Source organism: Pseudomonas sp. dw_358, assembly GCF_018449655.1.
GTDB lineage: Bacteria > Pseudomonadota > Gammaproteobacteria > Pseudomonadales > Pseudomonadaceae > Aquipseudomonas.
The window spans coordinates 86,449-107,062 of sequence record NZ_JAAVUX010000016.1; the positions used below are offsets into that span (position 1 = coordinate 86,449).

Sequence of the window (20,614 nt, forward strand, 5' to 3'; positions counted from 1 at the left end):
TTTTCAGCGCCGCTCGTTCGTCGTGGGCAGGGCGGCTGTCCAAGGAGGAGATATCCACGACGTGCAGGACCGCTTCGGCGATCATTATCCCGATGCTGCGGCCCCACCTGGTAGTCAGGGCGCCGTTGTGTCGCATCAAGGAAATTCAGAATGGCCGCAAGACACGTGATCAATGCTTCGGTGAGCCCCAAAGGCAGCCTTGAAACCCTTTCCCAGCGCGAAGTCCACCAGCTCAGCGAAGCCGGTTCGGGTAGCGTCTACGCGCTCTTCCGCCAGTGCGCCCTGGCCATCCTCAACACCGGCGCCCACCTCGACAACGCCAAGACCATCCTCGAAGCCTACCCGGACTTCGAAGTACGCATCCACCAGCAGGACCGCGGCGTGCGCCTGGAACTGCTGAACGCCCCGGCCGACGCCTTCGTCGATGGCGAGATGATCGCCAGCACCCGGGAAATGCTCTTCAGCGCCCTGCGCGACGTGGTCTTTACCGAGAACGAACTGGACAGCTCGGCCATCGACCTGAGCACCTCCCAGGGCATCACCGACTACGTCTTCCATCTGCTGCGCAACGCCCGCACGCTGCGCGCCGGCGTCGAACCCAAGATCGTGGTCTGCTGGGGCGGGCACTCCATCGACAGCAACGAATACAAGTACACCAAGAAAGTCGGCCATGAACTGGGCCTGCGTCGCCTTGACATCTGCACCGGCTGCGGTCCGGGGGTGATGAAAGGCCCGATGAAGGGCGCCACCATTGCCCACGCCAAGCAGCGCACCAGCGGCGGCCGCTACCTGGGGCTGACCGAACCCGGCATCATCGCCGCCGAGGCGCCCAACCCGATCGTCAACGAACTGGTGATCCTGCCGGACATCGAAAAACGCCTCGAAGCCTTCGTCCGCGTTGGCCACGGCATCATCATCTTCCCCGGCGGTGCCGGCACCGCGGAGGAGTTTCTCTACCTGCTGGGCATTCTCATGCACCCGGACAACCGCGAGCTGCCCTTCCCGGTCATCCTCACCGGCCCGGCCAGCGCCAGTGCCTACCTGCAACAACTGCACGAGTTCGTCGGCGCCACCCTGGGTGAAGAAGCCCAGGCCCACTACCAGATCATCATCGACAACCCGGTGGAAGTCGCCCGGCAGATGACCGCCGCCCTCAAAGACGTGCGGGTGTTCCGCCGCGAACGCAACGACGCCTTCCACTTCAACTGGCTGCTGAAGATCGAGGAAAGCTTCCAGCGCCCCTTCGACCCCACCCACGAGAACATGGCCAGCCTGCAGCTGCGCCGCGACCTGCCGGCCCACGAACTGGCAGCCAACCTGCGCCGGGCGTTCTCCGGGATCGTGGCCGGCAACGTCAAGGACAAGGGCATCCGCCTGATCGAGCAGCACGGGCCGTATGAAATCCACGGCGATGCCGCCGTGATGCAGCCGCTGGATCGCCTGCTCAAGGCCTTCGTCCAACAGCACCGGATGAAACTGCCGGGCGGTGCCGACTATGTGCCGTGCTATCGCGTGGTGAGCTGAAGCGCGGCGCTCTGTAACAAAGCCGATACCATGATTGCCTTGCCAACCTCGGGCAAGGCTTTCACGATCGCGCTCTTTTTCACGAGTGGATGCAATGAAGATACTGAACGGGCTGGTTTTCTCCGGGTTGTTGGCGGCCGCGTGCCTGACCAGCAACGCTGCCATGGCCGACAACGTGCTCGGCGCGGTGTTGGGTGGCGCGACCGGTGCAGTCGTGGGCAGCCAGGTAGGTGGTACCGAAGGTGCAGTGGTCGGCGGCGTGGCCGGCGGCCTGCTGGGCGTGGCCGCGTCCAACCTGATCAAGCACGGTCATGAAGACCACCATCACGATGACCGTGGCGGCCGTGGCTATGCCCCGGGGCCGGGACCGCGCATGGAAGGCGGCCCACGCTTCCAGGGCGGCCCTCGCCATGACGGCCCGCCGGAAGGTCCGGGCCCACGTTATTGAGTGACGCAAAAAGGCCGACTACCCCAAGGTAGCCGGCCTTTTTTCTGTCCGCCGTGCGGCTGAAATTCAGCCCGGCATACAGTCGAAGTTGGTCGAACTGGCGACTGTCTTGCCATTCTGGTTGACCAGATTGGCCGAGAAGTTCTCGCCCAGGCTGCTTTCCACCAGACGGTAGCGGTGACCGGCCTTGAAGCCGCTGTAGTGGATGTCGCCGGTGCAGGTCAGGGTCGAATCCGAGCCGCCATCGTCGTAGGCCATCACACCCAGGTCATGGGTGCCCGGCTGGACTTCGAAGAAGCGTCCGTCGGCAATTTTCTGGCCATCGACCTTCTCGGCCAGGACCACGCTGTTCACATCATCACGCAAGCCGATCCAGGCTTCGGAGGGGTCGGCCTTGGGCATCGGCCCGGCGCAGGCGGACAGCAGGCACACCGCGCTCAGCAGCGGGACCAGCAACAGACTCTTGGATTGCATGTGTGCAGTACCTTTGTCGTTCGAGAATGTAACCGTCGGCAGGTGCCGTCCGGGTGAAACGATTCGCAGCCCAGAGGTCAGAGCGTGATCAACCCGCCGTGCAGTGCAGCGGCCCGGTATGGGCCAGCACGTTGCCGTGGGCGTCCATCAGATTGGCGCTCAGACGAAAGCCCAGGTCCGATTCCACCACGCGGTAATGTTCACCGGCCTTGAAGTCGCTGTAGCTCAAGTCCGCCGAGCAGGTCTGGGTATCGTCGTTGGTCCGCTCGTCATAAACCATGACCTGCAGCTTGTGCGTACCCGGCTTGACTTCGAAGAACCGGCCATCAGCCGTGTTCTTGCCGTCGACCTTCTCGGCCACCACCACATTCTGGCTATCGTCGCGGATGCCGATCCAGGCGTCTTTCGGGTTGGGCTTGGGCATCGGGCCGGCGCAGGCCGAGAGCAGGCCGATGGCGGCGAACATGGGGATGAGGAGCAGGCTCTTGGATTTCAGGACGGGGTGTTGCATGGTGATCACCTTCGAATGGCATGTCCCTTGGCCGGTGCCGCAAGACGATGGGGCTAGATTGACCCTGCTCGCCCACGCGTACCAATGAAGCCACATGAAGTAAATCTAATCTTCGCGCTAAAACAAACTTCATCTTGGCGAAAGGATTCTGTTAACCGTTTCAGGCAAGACTCCGGGCATCCGCAAACTCTTGGAGAAACTGCATGCTCGGGCTGGTGAAGACCGCATTGCTAAAGCCTTACACGTTCATCGTGCTGGCGATATTCATCTTGATTGTCGGCCCCATGGCCGCCGTCAAGACCCCGACCGATGTGTTCCCCAACATCGGCATTCCCGTGGTTGCCGTGGTTTGGCAGTACGCTGGTCTTTCGCCCAACGACATGGCTGGACGGGTGATCTACACCTACGAGCGGTCGCTCAGTACCACAGTCAACGACATCGAGCACATCGAATCGCAATCGTTGCCGGGCATGGGTATCGTGAAGATCTTCTTTCAGCCGGGGGTGGACATCCGTACCGCCAACGCGCAAGTAACGGCGCTGTCACAGACCGTACTCAAGCAGATGCCCGCCGGTATCACCCCGCCGCTGATCCTCAACTACAGCGCCTCGACGGTGCCGATCCTGCAGATGGCGTTCTCCAGCCCGACGCTGTCGGAAGCCAAGATCCGCGACCTGGTGCAGAACAACATCCGTCTGCCCCTGACCTCGATTGCCGGCCTGTCGCTGCCGACCCCCATGGGCGGCAAGCAGCGCCAGATCACCCTTGACCTCGACCCGCAGGCACTGGCCGCCAAAGGCCTCTCGGCCCAGGACGTGGGTAACGCGCTGGCCGCCCAGGACCAGATCATTCCCGTGGGCACCGCAAAACTGGGCACCGATGAATACACCATCCTGCTCAACAACAGCCCGGAAGTGGTCGACCAGCTGAACAATCTGCCGATCAAGACGGTCAATGGCGCGGTCATCACCATTGGCCAGGTGGCCCACGTGCGTGACGGTTCGCCGCCCCAGACCAACATCGTGCGGGTGGACGGCCGTCGCGCCGTCATGATGCCGGCGATGAAAAACGGCAACCTGTCGACCATCGACATCGTCAACAACGTGCGCAACATGTTCCCACGCATCTACGAGACCCTGCCGCCCAGCCTGAAGACCTCGTTCCTCGGTGATGCGTCCAGCTTCGTGAAGGAAGCGGTAGGCAGCGTGGCCCGCGAAGGGATCATCGCCGCCCTGTTGACCAGTGTGATGATCCTGATGTTCCTCGGCAGCTGGCGCTCGACCATCATCATCGCCGCGTCCATCCCGCTGGCGGTGCTGAGTGCCATCACCCTGCTCTCGATCACAGGGCAAACCCTCAACGTCATGACCCTCGGGGGGCTGGCGCTGGCCGTCGGTATTCTTGTGGACGATGCCACGGTGACCATCGAGAACATCAACTGGCACCTTGAACAAGGCAAGCAGGTCAAAGACGCCATTCTCGACGGCGCCAAGCAGATCGTCGGCCCGGCCTTCGTGTCCCTGCTGTGTATCTGCATCGTGTTCGTGCCGATGTTCATGCTCAACGGCATCGCCGGCTACCTGTTCCGTCCGATGGCCCTGGCGGTGATCTTCGCCATGGCCAGTTCGTTCATCCTGTCGCGGACCCTGGTACCGACCCTGGCCATGTTCCTGCTCAAGCCCCATGTGGTGGAAGGCGGCGAAGGCACGCACCCGGAAAACCCCCTGCTCAATCACCATCAAGGCGACCAGCACAGGCCCAAGCACAACGTCGTGGCCCGTGGCCTGATCCGTTTCCAGCGTGGCTTTGAAGCCAGATTCGACGGCATCCGTGATGTTTACCACGGCCTGCTGACCCTGGCCTTGGGCAACCGCAAGAAGTTCCTCGTCGGTTTCCTCGCCTGTGTGATCGCCTCGTTCGCCCTGCTGCCGACCCTGGGTGAGGACTTCTTTCCGGCCACCGATGCTGGCGCCATGTCCATCCACGTGCGTCTGCCACTGGGTACGCGCATCGAGGAAAGCGCCTCGGCGTTCGACCGCATCGAGTCGCGCATTCGTGAAATCGTCCCGCCCAACGAGCTGGACACGGTCATCGACAACGTCGGTATCCCGTTGAGCGGTATCGACATGGCCTACAGCGCCAGCGGCACCATCGGCCCTGAAGACGGTGACATCTCGGTCGCCCTCAAGCCGGGCCATGCACCGACCGCCGACTACGTCAAACGCCTGCGTGAAGTGCTGCCCGAGTCGTTCCCCGGCACCAGCTTCGCCTTCCTACCAGCGGACATCAGCACGCAGATCCTCAACTTCGGTGCCCCTGCCCCGCTGGACGTGAAGGTCTCTGGCCCCAACGACGCTGAAAACCGCAAATACGTGTCGATGCTGATGCGCCGTCTGCAGCACGTGTCCGGCGTGGCTGACCTGCGTCTGCAGCAGCCTCCGGGTTATCCGACCCTGCGTGTGGATGTCGACCGCGAGCGTGCTGCCGGTCTGGGTATCTCCGAACGTGACGTGACCAACAGCATGGTGGCCTCCCTGGCCGGTACCTCGCAGGTGGCGCCGACCTTCTGGCTCAACCCGTCCAACGGCGTGAGCTACAGCATTGTGGCCGCGACCCCGCAGTACCGCCTGGACAGCCTGCCTGAGCTCGAATCCCTGCCGGTGACCGGCAGCGCCGGGCAATCGGTGGTGCTGGGCGGTATCGCGACCTTCCACCGTGAGCAAACACCGGCCGTGGTGACCCACTACAACATCACCCCGACCCTGGACATCTACGCTGCCGTACAAGGGCGTGACCTGGGCTCGGTGGCCAAGGACATCCAGAAAGCCATCGATGACACCGCCAACCTGCGACCAAAAGGCGCATTGATCACCCTGCACGGTCAGATCGATGCTCTGCATGAAGCGTTCAGCGGTCTGTCCATCGGCCTGCTGGGTGCGGTGGTGCTGATCTACCTGCTGATCGTGGTCAACTTCCAGTCCTGGCTCGACCCGTTCGTGATCATCACGGCCCTGCCGGCGGCATTGGCGGGCATCGTGTGGATCCTGTTCCTGACGGGCACCTCGCTATCGGTACCGGCGTTGACGGGGGCCATCCTCTGCATGGGTGTGGCGACTGCCAACTCGATTCTGGTGGTGAGCTTCTGCCGCGAACGGCTGGCCGAACATGGCAACGCGCTGCAATCGGCATTGGAAGCCGGCTACACCCGGTTCCGTCCGGTGTGCATGACCGCACTGGCGATGATCATCGGCATGCTGCCGCTGGCCATTTCCCAGGAGCAGAACGCACCGCTGGGCCGTGCCGTGATCGGCGGCCTGATCCTCGCGACCACCGCCACGCTGCTGTTCGTCCCGGTGGTCTTCAGCCTTGTGCACGGTCGCAAAGAAGCACTCAGCACCGAAACCAACACCTCAATGGAAGAAAAACATGTCCTCTGAAACCCTCCCTACCGGGCAACGCACTCCGTCGCGCAAGCGCCTCATGCTGCTGGGCGTCAGCGGGCTTACTCTGGCCGCCGTGCTGGTGGCCAGCGGGCTGGCGGTGCGCAGCCGCCAGGCCCACGCCGTGACCCATTGGACCGAATCGCAAGCCTTGCCCATCGTCAGCGTGTTCAAACCCAGCACCGACAACAAGGCCGGCGTCCTGACCTTGCCGGCGCACTTGCAGGCCTGGAGCCAGGCGGCCATCAATGCCCGGGTCAGCGGTTACCTGAAAGACTGGAAGACCGACATCGGCACCCACGTGGTCGCAGGGCAAGTACTGGCCCAGATCGACAGCCCGGACCTGGACCAGCAACTGGCCCAGGCCCACGCTCGGCTGGTCCAGGAACAAGCGGATGCGCGCCTGGCCGAGACCAGCGCCACGCGCTGGCAGAACCTGCTGAACGGGCACTCGGTGTCGCGTCAGGAGGTGGACGAGAAATCGGCTGCCGCCGCCGCCGCCCGCGCCACCGTGGAAGCGGCCCAGGCCGACTACGCACGTTTGCTGGACTTGACCAACTACAAGACCCTGCGCGCCCCGTTCGACGGCACCGTCACCGCGCGCAACACCGACGTCGGCGCGCTGATCAAGGCCGACAGCGGCTCGGCCACCGAGCTGTTTACCGTGTCCGACACCCACCAATTGCGCCTGTACGTGCCGGTGCCGCAGAACTATGCCGCCGTGATCCACGCGGGCATGACGGTGAAACTCACTGTGCCTGAGCACCCCGGCAAGCAGTACGAAGGGCAACTGGTGGGCAACTCCACCGCCGTGGATATGCGTTCCGGCACCCTGCTCGCGCAGTTTGTGGTGAAAAACCCGGACGACACCCTGATGCCTGGCGACTACGCCGAAGCCACCCTGTCGATCCCGCCAGGTGCTCAAGGTGTCAGCATCCCGTCCAGCGCCATGATCTTTCGGGCTCAAGGTACTCAAGTGGCGGTGATCGACAAGGACAATCACGTGCACCTGCGCGATATCCACATCTCCATGGACCTGGGCGCAACGCTGTTCATCGATCAGGGCCTGACGGCGACCGACCGCGTGATCGACAACCCGCCTGATGCCCTGCGCGAAGGCGACCCGGTGAAACTGGCCGAAGCAGGAGGCCAGCATGCCCCTAAAGCTTAATCGTCTGACGTTGCTGCTGTTGCTGGGCCTGGAAGGTTGCTCGCTGGCCCCCACCTATCACACGCCGCCCATCGCCCTGCCCACGCACTTCGATCAGGGTGGGCCGTGGCAAGCGGCCCAGCCGGCGGACAAGCTGCCGACGAACTGGTGGACACTGTACAACGACCCACGGCTGAACCAGCTGCAAGACCAGCTGACCCAGGCCAACCCGGACCTGGCCGCGGCCCTGGCGCATTTCGATGCGGCCCAAGCCTATGCCAGCCAGTTGCATGGCAGTGAAATGCCGCAGATCGGCGCCAGCGCCAGCACCATCCGCCAGCGCCAGTCGGACACCCGGCCGCTGCGCGGCACTGGCCAGACCGACGTCTACAACGCCAACACCCTGGGTTTCAACCTGGACTTCGACCTTGACCTGTGGGGGCGCCTGCGCAACCAGGCCGCGGCTGGCGATGCCCAGGCGCAGGCCTCCGGCGACGACCTGGAAGTGGCACGCCTGAGCTTGCAGAAGCAGCTGACCGGGTTGTACCTGCAACTCAATGGTCTGGACGCCCAGCAGCGCATTCTCAAGGATTCGCTGGGCGACTATCAGCAGGCCTTGTCACTGACCAGCGACCGCTACAAGGGCCAGATCTCCAGCGAACTGGACCTGACCCGGGCGCAAAGCCAACTGGCCCAGGCCCAGGCGCAACTGGATGACGTGACCGCGCAACGCCACCTCACCGAGCACGCCATTGGTGAGCTGGTGGGCCAGCCGGCCTCGACCTTCCACCTCGCGGTGGTGGACGAGACCCTCAAGGTGCCCGCTGTCCCCGCCCAACTGCCAAGTATCCTGCTCCAGCGCCGTCCCGACATCGCCGCCGCCGAGCGCCGGGTGTTTGCCGCCAACGCCAACATCGGCGTGGCGAAAGCGGCCTTCTATCCAGACTTCAGCCTCAGCGGCATGATCGGCGGGCAGACGTCGGGTGTGGGCAGCGTGCTGGCGGCGAGCAACCGCCTCTGGGCCATCGGCCCGCTGGTCAACCTGCCGATCTTCACCGGCGGCCGGCTGGAAGGCGCCAAGCACCAGGCCATGGCCGAGTTCGACGAAGCCAGCGCCCATTACCGTGGGCAAGTGCTCAAGGCCGTGCGTGAAGTGGAGGACAACCTGTCGCAACTGAGCGACCTGGAACGCGAAGCCGCCGACCAGCAAGCCGCCGTGGACGCTGCGACCCAGAGCCAGACCCTGGCCATGAACAGCTACCAGGCGGGCGCCGTGAACTACCTGGATGTGGTCACCGCACAGACCGCGGCATTGAATGCGCAACGCTTGCTGCAGGACGTGCAGACCCGCCGCTTGCAGGCCAGTGCCGGGCTGGTGGTGGCGTTGGGTGGAGGGTGGTCGAGGAGTTGATATTCAAATCACTGCAGGACCGAGCTTGCTCGGGCCTGCAGGGGGGCGTGATCAGGGCGCAATCATGAGCGAATGATCAGCTCCCATCCCCGCCGTGAGCCTCTTCAAAGAAATAATCCTTCCAGCTCCCCGCCTTGTTCTTCAACACGCCCAATTCCTGCAATTTCTCGGCATAGATGAAGGTGCGCTGGGGCACTACGGTGAAATCGATTTCGGGGTCCTTGACGATCTTCTCGACAAAATCCTCGCTCAACTTCGACTGCTCGACGCGGATATAGGTCTTGGCGGCTGCGGCCTTGTCGGCCTTGTCGGCCTTGATGATCTGCGCGGCTTCGGCCAGGGCGTCATAGAACGCCTTGTAGGTCTTGGGGTTGTCGTCGTGGAATTTCTGCGTGGTGTAGAGCACGTTGAAGGTCGCCGGACCGCCGAGGATGTCATAGGAGCTGAGCACCTTGTGCACCTTGGGGTTTTCCAGTTCCTGGTACTGGAACGGCGGGCTGGAGAAATGCGCGTTGATTTCCGAACCGCCGGCAATCAATGCCGACGCCGCGTCCGGGTGCGGCAGGCTCACCGAGTAGTCGTCGAAGCGCTTGAACTGATCGTTGCCGAACTCCTTGGCGGTCTCGATCTGCAAGGTCCGTGACTGGAACCCCACCCCTGCGGCCGGCACCGCAATGCGGTCGGCCGGGGTGAAGTCCTTGAGGGTCTTGACCTCGGGCTTGTTGCTCAACAGGTAGTTGGGCATCGAGCCCAGAGACGCAATGGCCTTGACGTTCTGCCGGCCCTTGGTGCGGTCCCACAGGGTCAACATGGGCGGCACGCCGGCCGAGACCACGTCGAGGGCGCCGGCCAGCAGCGCTTCGTTCATGGCGGTGGCGCCGGAGATGCTGTTCCAGTCCACCTTGATGTCAAGCCCTTCGGCCAGGCCGTGTTTCTCGATCAGGTGCTGGTCGCGCACCACGTCAAGAATCAGGTAGCCGATACCGAACTGCTGAGCGATGCTGATCTTGCCTTCGGCCTGGGCACCGGTGCCGATGACGGCGGCCACCAGACCGGCGAGCAGAGAGAGTTTGGGTACTTTCAACATGATCTTTCTCGATATTATTCAGTTAGTTATGAACGGTATTTAATGTTGTTTAAAATTCGAGAAAGACTCAGCGCAGCATGCCCCAGCGCTTGATGGTCACACGTTCGATGGTGGCGAACAGCAGATTCTCCACCAGCAAGCCGATGATGATCACCGCCGCCAACCCGGCAAACACCTTGTCGGTGTACAGCTCGTTGCGGTTCTGGAAAATATACCAGCCCAGCCCGCCTTTGCCCGACGAGGCGCCGAACACCAGTTCGGCGGCAATCAACGTGCGCCACGCAAAAGCCCAGCCGATTTTCAGGCCGGCCAGAATCGACGGCAGCGCCGCCGGAATCAGGATGTACCAGACGAAACGCAGGCCGCGCAGGCCATAGTTGCGCCCGGCCATGCGCTGGGTCTCCGACACGGCGAGAAAACCCGAGTAAGTGTTCAAGGCCAAGGCCCACAGCACCGAATGCACCAGCACGAAGATCAGGCTGTTGTCGCCCAACCCGAACCACAGCAAGGACAGCGGCAGCAGGGCGATGGCCGGCAGCGGGTTGAACATGGCGGTCAGGGTGCTCAGCAGGTCGCGGCCCAGCTGGGTGGACACGGCAAGCGTGGTCAAGCCGAACGCCAGCACGATGCCGATCAGGTAACCCTTGATCAGTACCGTCAGGGAGATCCAGACCTTGGTCAGCAATTCGCCGCTGGCGATGCCGTCGATGAAGGCGTGGGCGGTTTCCAGGAAGCTGGGCAGCAGCAGGTCATTGTTCTGGATGCGCGCGGCCACCTCCCAGAGCACGGCGAGCACGATGAGGATCATGCTCTTGCGTATCCAGCCCTGCTGCCAGATGCGCTGGCGCAGCGACAAGCTGCGCGCCAGCTCTGATTGGGTGAAGGGCTCCAGGGCCACTTCGTATTCTTTGCGGAGGGTGTTCATGTAGGTTCTCCCCGGCGCTGCAGGACCCCGCTGACTCGGGAACGTCGCCGTTCCCGAGTCAGCGGGGTCCTGCACGCTCGGTGTGCTTAGTAAGCGATGCGAATGCTGCCGAAATCCACGGGTTTTTCCTCGACCGGGGCGTCGCCTTCGTCGAACAACAACCGATGGATGCGCTGGGCACTGGCCTGAAATTGCGCGCCGCCCAGGCTCTTGAGGTCGTATTGGTGGCTGTTGATTTCCGCGCGCACGCGCCCCGGATGTGGCGACAACAGCAGGATGCGGTTGCCCACCACCAGCGCTTCTTCGATGGAGTGCGTGACGAACAGCAGGGTGAAGCGCACTTCATCCCACAGTTCCAGCAACTCCTCTTGCATCTTGCGCCGGGTCAGGGCGTCGAGGGCGGCGAACGGCTCGTCCATCAACAGGATCCTGGGCTGCATGGCCAGTGCGCGGGCGATCGCCACCCGCGCCTTCATGCCACCGGACAAAGTATGGGGGTAGGCCTTGGCAAAAGCGCTCAAGCCGACTTTGTCCAGGTAATGCCGCGCCCGCTCCTCGGCCTCAGGACGCTTGAGAGTGCGCGAGGCCAGCAGCGGGAACATGACGTTTTCCAGTACGGTCTTCCAGGCCGGCAGTTGGTCGAACTCCTGAAACACCACTATGCGGTCCGGGCCAGGCTCGTTGATCAACTGACCGCCCAGGCGCATTTCCCCGGCGCTGGGCTTGATGAAGCCGGCCACAGCCTTAAGCAGGGTCGACTTGCCGCAGCCCGAGGGGCCGAGCAGGACGAAACGGTCGGAACGGTCCACCTCGAAACTGACCTGATGGGTCGCCCGCACCACGCGCTCGGGGGTGCGGTATTCGAGGCTGACGTTCTGGACTTGCAACAGGGCATCCGCGGTTGGCGGTGAGTCCTGCGGTGTAGTCAGGGGCTGGCTGGCCGTGTGGCCTTGCACAACAGCGTTCATTGCACACTCCTCAAAACGGCGCATCACCCTGAATGGTGGTGCGGTGCAGCTTGCGACGCAGGTGGTCCGGACAGCCGGCCGCCAAGTGAATCAGCGAACGGTTGTCCCAGAAGACCATGTCATGGGCTTGCCATTGATGGCGATGGACGTTTTCCGGCAACACGCTGTGGGCATGGATCTGTGCCAGCAGGTCGCGACTTTCGTCTTCCGGCAGGCCGACGATGTGGGTGGTAAAGCCTTCGCTGACGAACAGCGCCTTGCGGCCGTTTTCCGGGTGGGTGCGCACCACCGGGTGGGTCACGGTGACCACTTGGGCCAGTTGCTCGGCGGTCAGGTTGGGGCGCCAGTTGACGGCCGCCTGAGTGTCGCTGTAGCGCGCGGTATAGGAATGCACCGACTGCTTGCCTTCGACCGCTGCACGCAGGTGCGCGGGCAGGGTGTCCCAGGCCCTGTGCATGTCGGCGAACAGGGTGTCTCCGCCTTCGCTCGGCAGCTCCTGGGCATAGAGCATCGAGCCCAGGCTGGGCAGCTCTTTATAGGACAGGTCCGAATGCCAGTATTTGCCGGCATCGCCCAGACCGACCGGCTGGCCGTTCTCGACGATGTTGGAGACGATGAGAATTTCCGGGTGGCCGGCCAGCAGGAATTGCTTGAGCACGTGGATCTGCAGCACGCCGAAGCGGCGGCTGAAGTCGATCTGCTGTTGCGGGGTGATGTGCTGGTCGCGGAACACCACCAGATGATGGTCCAGGTGCGCCCGGTGCACGCGGGCGAAATCGGCGTCGTTGAGCGGCTGGCTCAAGTCCAGTCCGACGATCTCGGCCCCTACCAGGCCCTGGAGCGGGCGCACGTCGAAGGACTGGGAAGCTGGCTGGGCAAGGGAAGTGGCAGGCATATCGGCTCCGACTCTGGCTATGGAGTACGAGGGGGGTAATGGCGCGGACTGTAACGATATAAGACGAAGAATTTAAATATCGTTATGGCATATGGTTAGTACTGAAACAATTGCCGGGCAAGCAGTGCCCGCGCCGGCGCAATGAAACCGGTTTCAATTTGTTACATAAATCGCTACATTGCCCCGCCCTAGTGGCATTTCGTCACACCCCACTATGCTCCACTCGAAAATTTCGTTTCAGCCATAACCCGGCGCACCGCCCGATCAGGAACCGCCCATGTCCGAATCCGACCAAGACAACCCGCGCCGTGACTTTCTGCGCAAGACCCTGACCCTTATTCCCGTGGTCACGGTAGCCAGTACCAGCCTGGGCATGAGCGCCCTGTCGGCGCCGGCTGCCCAGGCCGCGCCCGTGCCGAAGAATCCGCCGAGCGATAACTACCACCCCACCTGGTTCACCGCCGAGGAATGGGCGTTCGTGCAGGCGGCGGTCGCGCGCTTGATTCCGGCCGACGATTTGGGCCCGGGAGCGCTGGAAGCCGGCGCTGCCGAGTACATCGACCGGCAGATGAACACCCCGTACGCCACTGGAGCCCAGTGGTACATGCAAGGCCCGTTCGCCACCGACGCCAAGCCGGAGATGGGTTATCAGCTGCAACTCTCGGTGCAGCAGATTTATCGTCTGGGCATCGCCGCACTGAATGCACAGTGCATAGCCCAGTCGGGCAAAGTCTTTGCTGACCAGGACATCGCGACCCGCGACCATATTCTCGGGGAATTGGAGGCTGGCAAGCGGCATCTGGACAGCGTCCCGGACAACGCCTTCTTCTCCCTGCTGCTGCAGAACACCAAGGAAGGGTTTTTCTGCGACCCCATCCATGGCGGCAACAAGAACATGGTCGGCTGGACCCAGATCGGCTTCCCTGGCGCACGCGCCGACTTCATGGACTGGGTGGAACGCGACGAAGCGTACCCCTTCCCGGCCGTGTCCATTCGTGGCGAGAGAGCTTGAGCATGGCAACTGTAATGAAGAAGGTCGATGCAGTGATCATCGGCTTTGGCTGGACCGGCGCGATCATGGCCAAGGAGCTCACCGAGGCGGGCCTCAACGTGGTGGCACTGGAGCGCGGTCCGATGCAGGACACCTACCCGGACGGCAACTACCCGCAGGTCATCGACGAGCTGACCTACAGCGTGCGTAAAAAGCTGTTCGTCGATGTGTCCAAGGAAACCGTGACCATCCGCCACAGTGTCAATGATGTGGCCCTGCCCAACCGGCAACTGGGCGCCTTCCTGCCCGGCAAGGGCGTGGGCGGTGCCGGCCTGCACTGGTCGGGCTGCCACTTCCGGGTCGACCCCATCGAGCTGCGCATGCGCAGCCACTATGAAGAGCGCTATGGCAAGAACTTCATCCCCAAGGACATGACCATCCAGGACTTCGGCGTCAGCTATGAAGAGCTGGAACCCTATTTCGATTTCGCCGAAAAAGTCTTCGGCACCTCGGGTCAGGCCTGGACAGTGAAAGGTCAGCTGGTCGGCCAGGGCAAGGGCGGCAACCCCTACGCGCCGGATCGCTCCAATGCCTTCCCGCTGGTGTCGCAGAAGAACACCGTGTCGGCCCAGCTGTTCCAGAAGGCCGCGCTGGAAGTCGGCTACAAACCGTACAACCTGCCGTCGGCCAACACTTCGGGGCCCTACACCAACCCCTATGGGGCGCAGATGGGCCCGTGCAACTTTTGTGGATTCTGCAGCGGCTACGTCTGCTACATGTATTCCAAGGCCTCGCCCAACGTGAACATTCTGCCGGCGTTGCGCCAAGTGCCGAATTTCGAGCTGCGCGCCAACGCCCATGTGCTGCGGGTCAACCTGACCGGCGACAAGAAGCTGGCCACCGGGGTCACCTACGTCGACGCCCAGGGCCGTGAAGTGGAGCAACCGGCCGATCTGGTGATTGTTGCTGCGTTCCAGTTCAACAACGTACGCCTGATGCTGCTGTCGGGCATCGGCCAGCCCTACGACCCGAAGACCGGTGAAGGGGTGATCGGCAAGAACTTCGCCTACCAGAACATGGCCACCATCAAGGCCTTCTTCGACAAGGACACCCACACCAATAACTTTATCGGTGCGGGTGGCAACGGCGTCGCGCTCGACGACTTCAACGCCGACAACTTCGACCACGGCCCCCACGGTTTCGTCGGCGGCTCGCCGATGTGGGTCAACCAGGCAGGTTCGCGCCCCATCGCCGGCACCTCCAACCCACCGGGCACGCCGGCCTGGGGCAGCGCCTGGAAGAAGACCACCGCCGAGTACTACACCCATCAGGTGTCCATGGACGCCCACGGCGCCCACCAGTCCTATCGCGGCAACTACCTGGACCTGGACCCCACCTACAAGGACGCCTGGGGCCAGCCCCTGCTGCGCATGACCTTCGACTGGCAAGAAAACGACATCAAGATGAACCAGTTCATGGTCGACAAGCTGAGCAAGGTCGCCCAGGCCATGAACCCCAAGTCCATCGCCCTGCTGGGCAAGAAGGTCAACGAACACTTCAACACCGCCAGCTACCAGACCACCCACCTCAACGGCGGCGTGATCATGGGCACCGATCCCAAGCGCAGCGCGCTCAACCGCTACCTGCAAAGCTGGGACGTGCACAACGTATTCGTCCCTGGCGCCTCGGCGTTCCCGCAAGGACTGGGCTACAACCCCACCGGCATGGTGGCGGCACTGACGTACTGGTCGGCGCGGGCGATCCGCGAGCAGTACCTGAAAAACCCCGGCCCGCTGGTTCAGGCTTAAGGAGCGCTGACGATGAACAACCTATTTGTCGCCGCACTTGCGCTGTCCTTCACGCTGCCGGTGCTGGCCGCCGAAAACACCGACCCGCTGGTCAAGCAAGGTGAATATCTGGCCCGTGCCGGTGACTGCGTGGCTTGCCACACCAGCAAGGGCGGCAAGCCGTTCGCCGGTGGCCTGGGCATGCAGACGCCCATCGGCGTGGTCTACTCCACCAACATCACCCCGGACAAGACCGGAATTGCCGACTACAGCTACGCCGACTTCGACCAGGCCGTGCGCCACGGTGTGCGCAAGGGCGGCGAGAGCCTCTACCCGGCCATGCCCTACCCCTCCTATGCCACGGTCAGCGACACCGACATGCAGGCGCTTTACGCCTACTTCATGCACGGCGTCGAGCCAGTGGCCCAGGAGAACAAGGCCACCGACATTCCCTGGCCGCTGAACATGCGTTGGCCGCTGGCCGCCTGGCGAGCGATGTTCGCACCCAAGGTCCTGGCCTATCAGGCCCCGGCCCAGCAGGACCCGGTGGTCAGCCGTGGCGCGTACCTGGTGGAAGGCCTGGGCCACTGTGGCGCCTGCCACACGCCACGGGCGATCACCCTGCAGGAAAAAGCCATGAACCCGGCCGACGGTGCCGCCTTCCTCTCCGGCAGCGCGCCACTGGAAGGCTGGATCGCCAAGAACCTGCGGGGCGATCACCAGGACGGTCTGGGCAGTTGGAATGAAGACCAGCTGGTGCAGTTTCTCAAGACTGGCCGCAGCGACCGCAGCGCGGTGTTCGGCGGCATGAGCGACGTGGTCAACCACAGCATGCAGTACATGAGCGACGCCGACCTGACTGCCATCGCCCGCTACCTCAAGACCCTGCCGGCGACCCGCAGCGACGACGCCCCGCAAGTGGCCGACGCGACCGTGGCCAAGGCGCTGTTCAAGGGCGATGACAGCAAGCGCGGCGCTTCGGTGTACATCGACAACTGCGCCGCCTGCCATCGCACCGACGGCCAGGGCTACACCCGGGTGTTCCCGGCGTTGGCCGGCAACCCCGTGCTGCAAGGCAAGGACGGCACCTCGGCGATCCACATCGTGCTCGATGGCAACACCCTGGCCGGGACCCACACCGCACCCTCGAGCTTCACCATGCCGGCGTTCGCCTGGCGCCTCTCGGACCAGCAAGTGGCCGACGTGGTGACCTTCATCCGCGACAGCTGGGGCAATCAGGGGCCGGCAGTTTCGGCGCAGCAGGTGGCGAATCTGCGCACCACCAAGGTGAGCACATCGGGGGATGATCTGGGGCAGGTGACGGAGCATAACCGCTAGAGCAGGGACTTGCCCACGCAGGGTTGAACCGCACATCAGGTTCACCCTGCGGGAGCAGGCCGACCGCCGTGGCAGTTGCCCGCGATGAGCCCTGCACAGGGCTAAAACAACCCCATCTGTCCCCCGATCAACGTCCCGAAATCATCCTGTACAAACGGCAGTATCGCGTCCGCAATGGGCTGCAACTGCTTGCCGATGTAGTGATCGTAATCAATCCCGGCCTGTCGATTCTCCAGCGGCTGCGGCCCTGCCACGGTCATCAGGTAGCTGATCCATCCACCACTCTGATACTGCCGCGGCCGCCCCTGGCGGTCGTTGTATTCGTCGGCCAGCCGCGCGGCGCGCACGTGGGGCGGGACGTTGCGTTCGTAGTCGTCCAGGCGCCGGCGCAGGCGTTTGCGGTACACCAGTGCGCCGTCCAGCTCGCCGGCCAGGGTCGCGCGCACGGTCTCGCGCACGTAATCCTGATAGGGTTGGCGACGAAAGATCCGTCCGTACAGCTCTTGCTGGAACCGGCGGGCCAGCGGTGACCAATCCGAGCGTACGCTCTCCAGGCCTTTGTAGACCATCTCGTCGCTGCCGTCGGCCTGTTGCACCAATCCGGCATAGCGCTTCTTGCTGCCTTCTTCGGCGCCACGGATAGTGGGCATCAGAAAGCGTTTGAAATGGGTCTCGTACTGCAACTCCAGGGCGCTGACCAGCCCGTACTCGTCTTGCAGATGGGCCGTCCACCATTGGTTGATGTGGGCCACCAGTGCCAGGCCGATGCTCTGCGCTTCGATCTGCCCGTGGGCCCGCCCCAGCCAGACAAAGGTCGAGTCGGTGTCGCCGTAGATCACCTGGAAGCCCCGGGCCTCGATCAGAGCCCGGGTGCGGGCCATGATTTCGTGGCCTCGCAAGGTGATGGACGACGCCAGCCGCGTGTCGAAAAAGCGGCAGCCGCTGGAACCCAGCACCCCATAGAACGCATTCATGATGATCTTCAGCGCCTGGGACAACGGCTTGTTGCCGGTGCGCTTGGCCGTCTCGCGACCCTCCCAGACATCCTCGACGATGCCCGGCAGGCAATGGCGCGCGCGGGAAAAACGCGCCCCGCGAAAGCCCGCCACCGAGTGCTGGTCATCAGGTTCGCGCAAGCCTTCCACCAACCCCACCGGGTCGATCAGGAAGCTGCGGATGATCGACGGGTACAAGCTTTTATAGTCCAGCACCAGCACGGACTCATACAGGCCGGGCACAGACGCCATGACAAAGCCGCCAGGGCTGGCCTGCGGCGGGCGCTCGCCGAGATTGGGCGCGACGAAGCCCTGGCGGTGCATCAACGGCAGGTAACGGTGGGTAAACGCCGCCACCGAGCCGCCGCTGCGGTCGGCGGCAAGCCCCGTCACGGTGGCCCGCTCCAGCAAAAAGGTCAGCAGCTCGGTCTTGGCGAAGATCGCCGTGACCAGCTCGCAGTCCTTGAGGTTGTAACGCGCCAGCGCCGGCTTGTCCTCGGCGAACATGCGGTTGATGGAGGCCATGCGCTGGTACGGATCGTCGATGTCCTTGCCTTCGCCCAGCAGGGTCTGGGCGACGTTCTCCAGGCTGAACGAGGGAAAACTCCAGGTCGCCGAGCGCAAGGCTTCGATACCGTCGATGATCAAGCGTCCCGCCGCGCCGGCAAAGTAGTGCTTGCCCTTGGCGGCGGTCTCGCGCCACTCCATCGTTGCCCCACCACGCCCCAGACGCAACGGCACGCCCAGGCGCAGGGCGTGCTCGTGGAGCACCCGCAGGTCGAATTGCACCACGTTCCAGCCGATGATCGCGTCCGGGTCAAAGCGCGCCAGCCACTCATTGAGCCGTTCGAGCAACTGCCCACGGCCCTCGCAGTAATCGAGCTTGAAATCCACTGTCGCTGCAGGATTGTTCGGCGGCCCAAGCATGTACACCTGGCGCTCGCCGCAGCCGTGCAGGCCGATGCAATAGAGCTCGCCGCGTTCGGTGGTCTCGATGTCCAGGGAGACCAGCCTCAAGCTGGGCCGATAGTCTGGCGCGGGCTTGAGCTGAGCGCTGTGATCAGGCCCGGCGAAGGCCACGGGCGCGGTGATGAAGCGCTCCATCATGTAGCGCTCGGGCGGGCGAATGTCCGCCTCGTAGACGTCCACCCCGGCCTGCTTCAAGCGGGTGTGGAGGCTCATCAACTGGCGATGCTGCGGGCAGTACAGCCCCAGCACCGGGCGATGGCGGAAATCCTGCAATTGCAGCGGGCGCAGCTCCACATCGCGCTCGCCCCGAAGCACGGCTTCGGCCTGGGCACGCTGGCTGGCGGGGATGAACGCCACCGAAGTCTGGGCCGGAACGCGCAACTGCCGCGGCCCGGCATCGGTGGCCAGCCAGAACACCAGCTCGGTGCCCGACGGCGTGTCGTGCCAGTCACGGGTCAGGACGAAGCCTTGGGATAACGCCACGCAGGCTACCTGAAAAGAAATGAAGGGCGGATTCTACAGGGCTGCCCAGCCTTGCACAGCACGGCACGACGGGAACCTTGCCGGCGTTGACGGGTCGCACTCAGAGACCCGCCCCCCGTCCAAGGAACCGCCCCATGCCCACGCTCTTCGATCCCCTGACCCTTGGCAGCCTGTCGTTGCCCCACCGTATCCTGATGGCGCCGTTGACCCGCGGCCGCGCGACCCGCGAGCACGTGCCCACCGACCTGATGATCGAGTACTACACCCAGCGTGCCAGTGCCGGCCTGATCATCACCGAAGCTACCGGCATCAGCGCCGAAGGCCTGGGCTGGCCCTATGCACCGGGCATCTGGAACGACGAGCAGGTGGCGGCGTGGAAGCAGGTCACCGACTCGGTTCACCAGGCAGGCGGGCGTATCGACCTGCAACTCTGGCACATGGGCCGCATCGTCCACCCCAGCTTCATCGGTGGCGCCACGCCGGTCTCGGCCTCGGCCACCACGGCTCCCGGCGCGGCCCACACCTACGAGGGCAAGCAGAACTACGTCGAGGCCCGTCCGCTGACCCTGGATGAGATTGCGCGCCTGCTCGACGACTATGAACACGCCGCGAAAAACGCCATGGCCGCCGGCTTCGACGGCGTGCAGATCCACGCCGCCAACGGCTATCTGATCGACCAGTTCCTGCGCGACAATAGCAACTTTCGCCAAGACGCCTATGGCGGTTCGGTGGAAAACCGCATCCGCCTGCTGCTGGAAGTCACCCAGCGCGTGGCCGACACCGTGGGCAAGGACAAGACCGGGGTGCGCCTGTCGCCCAACGGCGACTCCCAGGGCGTCAACGACAGCGACCCGGACACCCTGTTCGCCGCCGCTGCGGCGGGCCTGGACACGATCGGCATCGCCTACGTGGAACTGCGCGAACCGGGCTTCGACGGCACCTTCGGCAAGGCCGAGCGGCCACCGGTGCATCCGGTGATCCGCAAGGCCTTCAGTGGCCGGCTGTTTCTCAATTCCGACTACACCCTGGAAAAAGCCCAGTCCGCGCTGGCCAAGGGCGAAGCCGATGGCATCGCCTTTGGCCGTCCGTTTTTGGCCAACCCGGACCTGCCCCATCGCTTTGCCGAGGGCCTGGCGTTGAACAAGGATGTAATGCAGACCTGGTACAGCCAGGGGCCGGAAGGGTATGTGGACTATCCGGCTGCCAGCGAATAGGTCT

Annotated in this window: 16 protein-coding genes; 9 read left to right on the top strand and 7 right to left on the bottom strand. The window is 63.7% G+C overall.

The genetic code is table 11. From position 1 onward, the window contains the following. Positions 1–150: 150 nt before the first annotated feature. Together ppnN and HB675_RS20340 are read left to right on the top strand one after the other, a co-directional pair. A complete protein-coding gene (gene ppnN, locus HB675_RS20335; protein ID WP_213880844.1) occupies positions 151–1,524 on the top strand; it encodes a nucleotide 5'-monophosphate nucleosidase PpnN in 1,374 nt (457 codons plus the stop codon). A gap of 94 nt (positions 1,525–1,618) precedes the next feature. Next, entirely contained in the window at positions 1,619–1,972 is a 354-nt protein-coding gene (locus tag HB675_RS20340) for a glycine zipper 2TM domain-containing protein (RefSeq protein WP_213880846.1), read from the top strand. A 66-nt stretch (positions 1,973–2,038) separates the two neighbouring features. Here the strand turns inward: HB675_RS20340 and HB675_RS20345 are convergent, their stop codons facing one another. Beyond that, a complete protein-coding gene (locus tag HB675_RS20345; RefSeq protein ID WP_213880848.1) occupies positions 2,039–2,446 on the bottom strand; it encodes a hypothetical protein in 408 nt (135 codons plus the stop codon). An 88-nt stretch (positions 2,447–2,534) separates the two neighbouring features. Then, positions 2,535–2,942: a hypothetical protein gene (locus HB675_RS20350; RefSeq protein WP_213880898.1), complete on the bottom strand. Its 408-nt coding sequence runs from the start codon at positions 2,940–2,942 to the stop codon at positions 2,535–2,537. A 218-nt stretch (positions 2,943–3,160) separates the two neighbouring features. Between HB675_RS20350 and HB675_RS20355 the strand changes: the two genes are divergently transcribed. Genes HB675_RS20355 through HB675_RS20365 form a run of 3 tightly spaced genes read left to right on the top strand, consistent with a single transcriptional unit; the run spans position 3,161 to position 8,958 of the window. Then, entirely contained in the window at positions 3,161–6,394 is a 3,234-nt protein-coding gene (locus HB675_RS20355; protein ID WP_213880850.1) for an efflux RND transporter permease subunit, read from the top strand. Continuing rightward, positions 6,384–7,568 (top strand): efflux RND transporter periplasmic adaptor subunit, encoded by a 1,185-nt coding sequence (locus HB675_RS20360; protein ID WP_213880852.1) that lies wholly within the window; start codon positions 6,384–6,386, stop codon positions 7,566–7,568. Before HB675_RS20355 ends, HB675_RS20360 begins: the two co-directional genes overlap by 11 nt. Then, positions 7,552–8,958, top strand: coding sequence for an efflux transporter outer membrane subunit (locus tag HB675_RS20365; RefSeq protein WP_213880854.1), 1,407 nt, complete (start codon positions 7,552–7,554; stop codon positions 8,956–8,958). Before HB675_RS20360 ends, HB675_RS20365 begins: the two co-directional genes overlap by 17 nt. 76 nt (positions 8,959–9,034) lie before the next feature. Here HB675_RS20365 and HB675_RS20370 read toward each other — a convergent pair whose 3' ends face one another. The 4 genes from HB675_RS20370 to HB675_RS20385 form a co-directional block, all read right to left on the bottom strand. Further along, positions 9,035–10,045 carry an ABC transporter substrate-binding protein gene (locus tag HB675_RS20370; RefSeq protein ID WP_213880856.1) on the bottom strand — a complete coding sequence of 337 codons (1,011 nt, stop codon included), beginning with the start codon at positions 10,043–10,045 and terminating at the stop codon, positions 9,035–9,037. Between the two features lie 67 nt (positions 10,046–10,112). Continuing rightward, positions 10,113–10,970, bottom strand: a complete 858-nt coding sequence (locus tag HB675_RS20375) for an ABC transporter permease (RefSeq protein WP_213880858.1) — start codon at positions 10,968–10,970, stop codon at positions 10,113–10,115. A gap of 86 nt (positions 10,971–11,056) precedes the next feature. Continuing rightward, positions 11,057–11,938 carry an ABC transporter ATP-binding protein gene (locus HB675_RS20380; RefSeq protein ID WP_213880860.1) on the bottom strand — a complete coding sequence of 294 codons (882 nt, stop codon included), beginning with the start codon at positions 11,936–11,938 and terminating at the stop codon, positions 11,057–11,059. A gap of 10 nt (positions 11,939–11,948) precedes the next feature. Continuing rightward, entirely contained in the window at positions 11,949–12,833 is an 885-nt protein-coding gene (locus HB675_RS20385) for a TauD/TfdA family dioxygenase (RefSeq protein WP_213880862.1), read from the bottom strand. Positions 12,834–13,110: 277 nt separating this feature from the next. On the opposite strand from HB675_RS20385, the gene HB675_RS20390 reads away from it, so the two are divergent. From HB675_RS20390 to HB675_RS20400, 3 genes are read left to right on the top strand one after another with little or no spacing between them, the layout of a single operon-like run. After that, the gene (locus HB675_RS20390; protein ID WP_213880864.1) at positions 13,111–13,845 is read left to right on the top strand and encodes a gluconate 2-dehydrogenase subunit 3 family protein; all 735 of its coding nucleotides are present in this window, start codon (positions 13,111–13,113) and stop codon (positions 13,843–13,845) included. A gap of 2 nt (positions 13,846–13,847) precedes the next feature. Beyond that, positions 13,848–15,632 carry a GMC family oxidoreductase gene (locus HB675_RS20395; RefSeq protein ID WP_213880865.1) on the top strand — a complete coding sequence of 595 codons (1,785 nt, stop codon included), beginning with the start codon at positions 13,848–13,850 and terminating at the stop codon, positions 15,630–15,632. A gap of 12 nt (positions 15,633–15,644) precedes the next feature. Beyond that, a complete protein-coding gene (locus tag HB675_RS20400; protein ID WP_213880867.1) occupies positions 15,645–16,949 on the top strand; it encodes a cytochrome c in 1,305 nt (434 codons plus the stop codon). Between the two features lie 101 nt (positions 16,950–17,050). Here the strand turns inward: HB675_RS20400 and HB675_RS20405 are convergent, their stop codons facing one another. After that, a complete protein-coding gene (locus tag HB675_RS20405; protein ID WP_213880869.1) occupies positions 17,051–19,396 on the bottom strand; it encodes a DNA polymerase II in 2,346 nt (781 codons plus the stop codon). 134 nt (positions 19,397–19,530) lie between these two features. Here HB675_RS20405 and HB675_RS20410 point away from each other — a divergent pair, with 134 nt between their 5' ends. Then, complete coding sequence (locus tag HB675_RS20410) at positions 19,531–20,610, top strand: alkene reductase (RefSeq protein WP_213880871.1); 1,080 nt, start codon at positions 19,531–19,533, stop codon at positions 20,608–20,610. The last annotated feature ends 4 nt before the right edge of the window (positions 20,611–20,614 follow it).